Annotated in this window: 6 protein-coding genes and 2 pseudogenes; 1 reads left to right on the top strand and 7 read right to left on the bottom strand. The window is 35.6% G+C overall.

The features are described from left to right. A pseudogene (locus HET73_RS08165) lies at positions 1-105 on the top strand (P44/Msp2 family outer membrane protein); the annotation flags it as partial. On the opposite strand, the gene HET73_RS03985 reads toward HET73_RS08165, so the two are convergent. From HET73_RS03985 to HET73_RS03955, 7 genes and pseudogenes are all read right to left on the bottom strand, one after another. After that, the gene (locus HET73_RS03985; protein WP_174133160.1) at positions 102-1631 is read right to left on the bottom strand and encodes a type II secretion system protein GspD; all 1530 of its coding nucleotides are present in this window, start codon (positions 1629-1631) and stop codon (positions 102-104) included. The pseudogene HET73_RS08165 and the gene HET73_RS03985 overlap by 4 nt on opposite strands. A 209-nt stretch (positions 1632-1840) precedes the next feature. Next, positions 1841-2548 carry a ribonuclease III gene (gene rnc, locus HET73_RS03980; protein ID WP_174134051.1) on the bottom strand — a complete coding sequence of 236 codons (708 nt, stop codon included), beginning with the start codon at positions 2546-2548 and terminating at the stop codon, positions 1841-1843. An 81-nt stretch (positions 2549-2629) separates the two neighbouring features. Further along, on the bottom strand, positions 2630-3682 hold the full coding sequence (locus HET73_RS03975) for a quinone-dependent dihydroorotate dehydrogenase (RefSeq protein WP_246210072.1): 1053 nt from the start codon (positions 3680-3682) through the stop codon (positions 2630-2632). Positions 3683-3776: 94 nt separating this feature from the next. Further along, positions 3777-4949: pseudogene (locus tag HET73_RS03970) on the bottom strand (NADH-quinone oxidoreductase subunit D). 578 nt (positions 4950-5527) lie between these two features. Then, positions 5528-6811 carry a serine hydroxymethyltransferase gene (gene glyA / locus HET73_RS03965; protein ID WP_174134050.1) on the bottom strand — a complete coding sequence of 428 codons (1284 nt, stop codon included), beginning with the start codon at positions 6809-6811 and terminating at the stop codon, positions 5528-5530. Between the two features lie 48 nt (positions 6812-6859). Next, entirely contained in the window at positions 6860-8074 is a 1215-nt protein-coding gene (locus tag HET73_RS03960; protein WP_458694643.1) for an MFS transporter, read from the bottom strand. A gap of 88 nt (positions 8075-8162) precedes the next feature. Further along, positions 8163-9371, bottom strand: a complete 1209-nt coding sequence (locus HET73_RS03955) for an MFS transporter (protein WP_246210070.1) — start codon at positions 9369-9371, stop codon at positions 8163-8165. Positions 9372-9689: the final 318 nt, after the last annotated feature.

The raw sequence follows: 9689 nt of genomic DNA, 5'->3' as shown, positions 1-9689 counted from the left end.
GAAGTCAAAGCCTTACTAGGTTATCGTTACTTCAGCATTCCGGTGCCTATTGCAGATGATATATCCACTCACAATATTGAAATCGGTTTGATATTTAATTTTTAGTTAATATATATATATAAATTCTTATCTTTTTTGTCCAACAAGCCAAACGTTGGAACAATCGTTGCTTTTAAAAAGATAACGGTTTCTACTGTTCTCATGTTATCTGCCAGCCTTTTTGACTTCTGATGTAACAAGCTTTGCTTATCTTCTCTATGCTCTATAAGTCCTCCAATTACCATAACTTCACCACTCTTTATCTTTAACATGGAGTTCATTTCTCTAATTTCAATAATTGGGATGTCACTATTTAATTTCGTTTTACTCTGCTGTGCTACGTACTCTATATTTGGGTCTTTGGTATAGCCGTTAATTCTTGATAAAGTTGGGTGTATGTCCATGAATATCTCACTAGTATCAATATTAATGCTTGGATGGATTATTAACACAACACCTATTGGAACGCTGTTCATCTTGGTAACTAAGGTCTGACTGGAGTTTTTAGTATCTTTTTGTATGTCAGAAGTAAAATAAACGTGATTTTTAGTGAAAGAAATCATCGCTTGCTGATTGTTTATGGCATGTACTCTAGGACTTGAAATCACAGTTGAAGTACCAAATTTATCTAAACTTTTTACTAAATTTCCTAGATCGCTCGCTTCAAAGTTCATTGCTAGATTAATAATGGAATTATCTTGATTCATTACAGATTTGGTTCCATCGCGTAAGTCATTTAAGTTGATACCAGAAAGGTATTTGTCGTCTAACACGACTTCAACTATCTTTGCTTCTATCATTACTTGAGAAGACGCTAACTGCTTAACTTTATTAATATATTCTTCGACAGCTTTGTGGATATTTTTTCTAGCATTCAAAATAATAACACCAGTTTCTCTATTGGATGAAAGGAATTCTCCATCATCTACACCATTGACATCCATTATTGCATTCAAACCCTTTTCCAATGAATTCCACAAATCACTGCTATATTGAGATTTCATAACGCTATTGTAATCCTTATCAGCATTGCTTCTATCACTACTAGTTATGTTGTTATTAACAACGAAGCTACTTTGAGCAGAGTGTTGAATATTGATGAAGTCCACGTAATAATTTTGTGCGTACGGTAAATCCTGCTCAATTCTAATCACACCATTATTTGTTGAGTAACGCAGTTTGGCGCTATCAGCTATGCTCTGAATTACTTCATTTATATTTTTATCTTTCAACTTTAAAATGATATTACCTGATATTTTTGGATCTATACCCAAGTTAATGTCAGAAAGTTTTCCTATCTCAATTAGCAAATCCTTTACTGGCACTTCTTCACTAATATTAATCGAAATAAGCTGACTACTGGCTGTAAGATCAGGAAACTTTATGGGCAAGGGCACAATTTCTGGTACTGCTGGTTCGTCGTTTTCCAAAATAGACATTCTGTCCTTACATTGCTTTATTGAATGGGCGTGCTCACTTATATCATGATGATCTTTGTCGTCTATTTTTGTAAGGTCTTTATTATATCCCTGAATAGGTAGGCATGTGCAAGAAATGAGCAAAAGGGGCATTAAGCATCTAAAAATAGCCATTAGAAAAAAGCATACAAAACCATTCTAATAGATTTCTATAAAAATATTAAAAATGTATTGAGTTTTGTTTTCATCTGGGAAGATCATTATACTAAATACCACAAACTTATAGCTTTAAGGCTCTCATCTATAAGAATAGCCCACAAAGATAGCTTATTTTTTAGTCAAAATACTTTGTTGTTGGCTTCCTTGAAACTTGGATTAATTGCTTAAGTTGAATTGTTTTTCTCATTGTTGTTAATTTTTTCTAGCATTAACTCAGCGGCTTTTTGTTCAGCAACCTTTTTGCTAGAAGCGCATGCAGAAACTTCGCCATAATTTTCTATGCAAACTGATATAGTAAATTCGGGGTTGTGTGCTGGTCCAGTTTGTTTTGCAAGCTCATACTCTGGTAAGGATAGTTTATTTTTCTGTGTCCATTCTTGTAACGAGGTTTTAGGGTCTTGAGGAGGGTTAAGCATATCTTTAGCTAGTTTTTTCCAATATTGGACAACAAATTTTTCAACATTTCTAAATCCGCCATCAATGTAAATCGCACCTATCAGTGCTTCAAATGCGTTTTCTAGGTTTTTTAGGTTACATTTTCCTCCGTTGCAGCGTTCACTATTATTCATGATGATAAATTCACCCAACTTTATCTCTTTAGCAACATTAGCAATAGTGCTGCCACAGACTAAATCCATTTTTCTTTTTGCTAATGCTCCTTCTTTTTCTTCAGGAAACAGTTTAAATAGTATGGCAGACACAACCATATTTAAAATACTATCACCCAAAAATTCCAACCTTTCATAATTTTCAATTTGATTTTTACTGTTCCTTTTATTTAAGCTTGGATGAGTTAATGCTTCTTCTAGTATAGCATCGTTTTTAAATCTATAGTTAATGATTTTAGATATAGCGTCGTTCAAGCTTTTCATACTTGTTGTGTTAAAAGTAAGTATTCCCCACTATATCTTTATATCAAAAATTAGTTTTATTCTATTAAAATGGAACAGCTTCTAAAGTTTACAATCACAACCCACTGCCTCACTGATATTATTAAATCCATCTCTTCTTACTAGCTCTGCAAGCTCCAGATTGATTTTATTCACAACTTGAGGCCCCTGGTATATGAGAGCAGTATACAGTTGTACTAAAGATGCTCCTGCTTTTATTTTTTTATATGCATCAGCACTACTTGAAATTCCTCCACAGCCCATCAATAATATTTTGCCCTTGGTTAGTTTATACATGTCACTCAATAACTCAGTTGAGAGTTTAAACAGTGGCCTGCCGCTCAGTCCACCACTCTCACTATAATGGGAGTGCAGATTATCTCGACTGACCGTAGTGTTGCTTACTGTCAAGCCGTCAATTTTATATTCTAGTGCAAGCTCAGCGATATTTTCTTTAGTTTGCTGATCTATATCTGGTGAAATTTTCAGTATTATTGGCGTGGATCCAGAATTATCAATTGATTTCCTGGTTAGAGTTATGGATTTCAGCAATTTCGATAGTTCTTGTTTATTGTGCAGATTGCGTAAGTTAGGTGTGTTTGGAGATGAGATGTTCAGTACTATATAATTACTTTTTCCATATACCATCTTTATTAAGTCAACATAGTCACTGACTTGGTCCTTCGATGTGCTATTTTTTCCTATATTGATGCCGAAAATGCAATCTTCAAGCTTGGGTTCATTTATTTGTTTAAGAAAGTAGTCTACTCCCTTATTGTTGAACCCCAATCTATTAATTATTCCTTCATCTTGAATTAACCGAAAAATTCTCGGTTTTTTGTTCCCGTATTGAGGATATTTAGTTACAGTACCAGCCTCAATAAACCCAAAACCAAATGAGAGCATGGGCCTTATAACTTCTGCATTCTTATCAAAACCTGCAGCAAGACCCACAGGGCTCCTGAGTTTATTACCAAAGAAGTTTACGTTTAAAGACTCTGGTAGTTCTATGGGTTTTCTACAAGATATCCTTTTTAACATTGTGATTGCCAAGGAGTGGGCAATTTCAGGCGGCAGCAAAAACAGTAAATTACGTAGTATCATTTTGTAAAACATTCTTTAACTTATTTTCTACCATGAAATACTATAAGAGCATACTTTAAAGAAGGCGTTTTTATTGATTTTATTTGTAAATAATGGTAAGCTATAGCTATCTATCAATCTCACCAAAAACTATATCAAGTGAGCCAATAATTGCGGCAACGTCAGCAAGCATGTGCCCTTTTGCCATAAAATCCAAGGCTTGTAAATGTGCAAAGCCAGGTGCTCTTATTCGGCATCTATATGGTCTATTGGTACCATCTGAAACTATATATACTCCAAACTCGCCTTTCGGTGCTTCAACAGCTGCGTAAGCCTCACCTTCTGGTACATGATATCCTTCTGAATAAAGCTTAAAATGGTGAATTAGAGCTTCCATAGATTTTTTCATCTCTGCTCTTGGCGGTGGAGAAATTTTTCTATCTTCAGTTTTTACCGGCCCTTCAGGCATTTTCTCTATACACTGCTTTACCAAGCCAATAGACTGCCTAATTTCCGCCATCCTTACTAAATAACGATCATAACAATCACCATTTTGGCCGATCGGTATATCAAAATCTAGTTGGTCATATACCTCATATGGCTGACTCTTTCGCAAATCCCAAGCAAGCCCAGCAGCACGCAGCATTGATCCACTAAAACCCCAATCAAGCGCCTGCTTAATTGATATTTCGCTGATTCCCACGGTACGCTGCTTCCATATTCTATTTTCTGTTAAAAGCTCATCAACATCGTCTATATACTTTGGAAATTGCTCTATGAACTTTGCAATATCTTCAATTAGACCTTCTGGAACATCTGCTGCAACCCCACCTGGTCTGATGTAAGCTGCGTGGAACCTTGCACCTGAAGCTCTTTCGTAAAATTCCAGTATCTTTTCTCTTTCTTCAAAAAGCCATAAAAGAGGAGTCATCGCCCCAACATCAAGTGCCTGAGAGGAGATATTGAGTAGATGATTTAGTATTCTTGTGAGCTCACAAAACAAAACACGTAAATATTTTGCCCTGACTGGAACTTTGCATTGTAACAATTTCTCTACACATAGCGAATATGCATGCTCTTGTGACATTGGTGATACTTAGTCAAGGCGATCAAAATAAGGCAAAGCTTGGAGATATGTTTTATGTTCTATTAATTTTTCAGTACCGCGGTACAAAAGCCCGATATGGGGGTCAGCCCTTTCGATTACTTCACCGTCCATCTCCAAAACAAGACGCAACACTCCATGTGCAGCCGGGTGCTGGGGTCCAAAATTTAACATCATTGTCTTTAGGTCGGGCATATCGGTAACTTAAGGCGCTAGAATTATATAGACCAAAGTATGCAAGAAGTCAACAGACTTCTTGCATAACAAACTTTAGCACAAACAAAGAAACCCCTTGACAAACCCCGCCAATCTTATTATCATATCATTCAGGGTATTTCTGACTCAAAACTTGTTTTTGATCCGCGCGGATTCAATGACAAAAATTTAGTAAAAAACTTAAGGTATTTATTGGGGCTACATGTCTTTTAAATTTTTTCACATGCAGCCAAAATCGCGCTTAAACTAAGCGTCAGCACATTATTACAGCGCCAAGTTACAGTATTAAAGGGTCAAAACTCGCATCACGGGGGTTTTTTTGCCTTTTTTTTGATTTGGTAAATTTCTTAATGCTTATAGCTAAAACAGTTTAAGAACCCGTGAAATCCATGTCATCCCAGTGCGTGACACTGGTTCGTAACTTCATAATGTAAATTATTTCAAATTGTATCTATTTGCAAGTATATAAATATAATAATTTTGCATAAAAAATTAGATCCCAGTGTCACGCACTGGGATGACAGGAGAGGAGGCACTGGAATGACAGGAAGAGGAGGCTATTTGTAATAAATAGGAAAATCTTTACAAATCTTCTCAACTTTATTTTTCACCGCTCCTTCAACATTTGAGCTATTTCCGTTGATCAATCCCTGAATTACTTCATTTATTAGATCAGCTACTTCTTTAAAATTTTCCGCCTCAAGCCCACGCGTTGTCTCAGCAGCAGTGCCAAAACGTAGCCCAGAAGTAATGGTTGGTTTTTCTGTGTCAAACGGTACGGAGTTTTTATTGCAGGTAATGCCAGCTCTCTCAAGGCTATCCACAACGTCTTTTCCAGTCAATTTTTGTGGCCTCAAGTCAACCAGCACTATATGAGAGTCAGTGCCACCGGTTATAATGCTTAGCCCATGTGCTTGCAACGCTTGAGCTAGCATTTTCGCATTCTCCACAACTTTTTTGCTATAAGTTTTAAACTCAGGCATCAATGCTTCTTTAAATGCAACAGCTTTTGCAGCTATCACATGCATAAGTGGGCCACCTTGCAGTCCTGGAAAAACCGCGGATTGAATTTTTTTATGTAACATTTCATCATTTGTCATCACCACTCCACCTCGAGGACCTCTCAAAGTTTTGTGAGTTGTGGAAGTTATAACATGTGCATACTGAGCAGGGGATAGGTATTCACCTGCTGTAATAAGTCCAGCATAGTGAGCAATATCCGCAAGCAAGTATGCACCAACTTTATCTGCAATTTCACGAAAACGCTCAAAGTCCATTTTCCTTGGATAAGCAGAAGCACCAGCTATGATCAATTTTGGTCTATGTTCGAATGCAAGCTTTTCTACCTCATCCATATCGAGCAGGTAAGTATCTTTGTTAACTGTATACTGAACCGATTTAAACCACTTACCAGAAAGGCTTGGTGCTGCACCGTGAGTTAGGTGTCCACCGCAACTTAGCGATAACCCAAGTATTGTATCACCCGGAGTAAGCAGTGAAGCAAACACTGCTTGATTTGCCTGAGAACCAGAGTGAGGCTGAACATTTGCAAATTTTACACCAAACAACTTACAAAGTCTCTCTATAGCCAGACTTTCAATTTTGTCCACATGCTCACAACCACAGTAATATCTTTTACCTGGATAACCTTCTGCGTATTTATTAGTCAGAAAAGAGCCTTGTGCCTCCATTACCGCCTTGCTTGCAAAATTTTCTGATGCAATTAATTGCAATTGTGACTTTTGGCGTTGTAACTCTTTTTCTATAAACTGATAAACCTCGTTATCAAAAGACTTCAAGTTATTTTTAGAGTCACAGATTCTTTCCGAAACACTCGTCATAGATCAAACTCCATTTAATTCAATGATCTTAAAATATATCAAGTAATTTTAAGATTGTTTCTTTAACCACATAAACCCAAAAACAGCTAAGAGTAGACATACAGGAATGATTGACATTGCTTCTATCAGCAGCTTAGTACCATATATAGGATTTCCTTGTATTACCGCTCTATCCCAATATAAATCCACTATTTTTGCAATTCCAGTGTGAAAAAGGTAGCCAAAAACCATAACTATCATATTTGATACAGCTGTAGTTAATCCTATTAAGTTATTATTCACATAACTTAATGCTTTGTACAGTGTTACTATTTGATATCCAGAAGCGAAACCTATAACAAGAAGTGCAGGCAGAACAACATACAGACCACCAACCTGTGTAAAAAGCAGGAGGAAGCTGGTAATCATTGCAAAAGAACATGCAATGATTACTTCGTAATGTTTATTCGGATACTTCTCCAGCAAGTAAGCTAAAAAGAATGCCCCAACTCCAAAACCTATAAACACAAGAGAAGGAAGTAAAGATGCTAGATCTGCGGTCATTTGATATACTTCATATAAGAACGTTTTTGCCCAAGCATCAGCAAAACCCTGCAATGGACCAACCATTAAGCCACCAAAAAAGCCTATCAGAATGACATGTTTGTTGAAAAGTACAGTTTTTAAATTCTGAAACACATTATCATTTGTGCTCTCCTGTGCTTTAACGCTTGGCGTTATAAAGAATAACAGCAAGGCGAGCAAACAACCAAATGCTGAGAAAGTGTAAATAACATAATTCCAACCAAATTTATTTAGTAAAAAATCTAGAGGTAACCCGCCATAAATAGCCCCCAGTAATCCTATTATTATAGATAAACTGGCCATTCTCGCAGATTTTTCTTGTGAAAAATACATGCTTGCAACTTTAAAGATCCCAATTGCTGAAGCGGATGACCCAATTCCAACGATTATTCTGCCAAGTATTGAATAATACCATTCATCAAAGCATATAAGTGGTAATGTTCCAGTAAATGTTAAGACAATACAAGCAGGTAAAACAAATTTTGGCCCAAATCTATCAAGGAAAAGACCAATAGGTATGTGAGCAAGCGTATAGCCTACATAGTACAACCCGCTAAATTGACCGACATCCGCTATGCCTATGTTGAATTTCGTTATTAACCCAGGCGCAATTATGTTTGGGATTACGCGTAATATATATTGGTATGCATAAAATAGTGATGCTAACAACCATACCAAAAAGTTTCTCTGTAGCGCCAATTTTACTTCAAATTTAGGATTATAGATGCCTTACTTATAAAAAACAATCAAAAACTTTATAAACTATATATGAAACAAGTTCGGCATATTAATTCTTCAAATCTGGCAAGCTCTTTGTCATAATTTTAAGTAACAAAAAACCTAACATTCCTATTAATAAGCCTACAGGCACTATTAACATAGATTTAATCATTGCTTCGGTTCCATAAAACGGAATTCCATCAACAACTTTACCATCCCAATAAAAATTCATCATGCCTGCAATAACGGTATGAAAAAAATAACCAAAACTCATAACTATAGCATTACTTACAGATCCTGCACTCGCTACTACATCACTTTTCACACAACTTACAACTTTATCAGTCAAAGGAACTTGGTAAGCACAGGCAAGACCAATAATGAATAGTAACACACATGCTAAGGATGTACCAACATTGTACATAAAAAGCAATAAGAACACAATTATCATAGTCATAGCACAAGAAATTATTATCTCATAATGTCTAGTTGGGTACTTTGTTAATACATGAGGAAGTAATAAAACTCCAAGACCAAAGCCTATTAATATCCATTTTGAAACACTATACGCAATGTGCTTATCTATAGCGTACATCTCATGCAAGAATGTTGCAGACCACACATCCGCAAAGCCTTCTAATGGCCCAATCATAAAACCGCCAAATAAACTTACCAGTAAAATATCCTTATTGAACACAATCTTGCTTAAATTTTTGATATTTATTTTGTCTGAGGTATCAACTTTAGATGTAGATACAAAAGTAGCTAAAGCAAGCAACAGTCCAAGCATTACAAATGCAATAAGCACATAATCCCACCCAAACCTATCAAATAAAACATGTAACGGTTTAGTGGCAAATACACCACCTGAGATACCAATAATAGCCGATATGCTAAACATTACAGCAAATTTTTCTCTACGGTAATAGGTACTTATTACTTTAAAGAGTCCAAGTACTGAGGCAGAGGATCCAATACCAGTAAGTATTCTTCCAACAATAGAATAATTCCAATTGTTAGAACTAACTAAAGGTACAGCACCTAAAGACGTTAACACAATGCAAGCCGGTATTACAACTTTGAAACCAAATCTGTCTAGAAGAATACCTACAGGAATATGAGCTAATACATAGCCAATATAATATAACCCTCCAAATTGTCCTATTTCTATTGCTCCTATATTAAACTTTACTATAAGTTCAGGAACTACGACATTTGGAATTATGCGCAATATATATTGGTATGCATAAAATAATGATGCTAACAACCATATCAAAAAGTTTCTCTGTAGCACCAATTTTACCTCAAATTTTTGATTATAGATACACTAGTTGTAAAAGACAATGTTTCTATAAATATTTATTTTAACTTATTGAAATTTAACACAGTTAAATTTATGGCTACCATGAAATCTTATAGCGTAAGCTACTTAGACAGAAGAGTTTAAAAGAAACCTTTTATTTTATTTATAACTTTTTCTACCATGTCTATAACTGGTTCGTGAATGAGATATATGAAAAAAACTACACCACAGATGATGAGGATATTTATAATTTTACCTTTATTCATCTTTATCTTAAGTTTTATTTTTGTA

Source organism: Wolbachia endosymbiont of Atemnus politus, from assembly GCF_013309895.1.
Note: the sequence above shows the minus strand (reverse complement) of the source record. Positions and strands in the feature narration are given on the sequence as shown.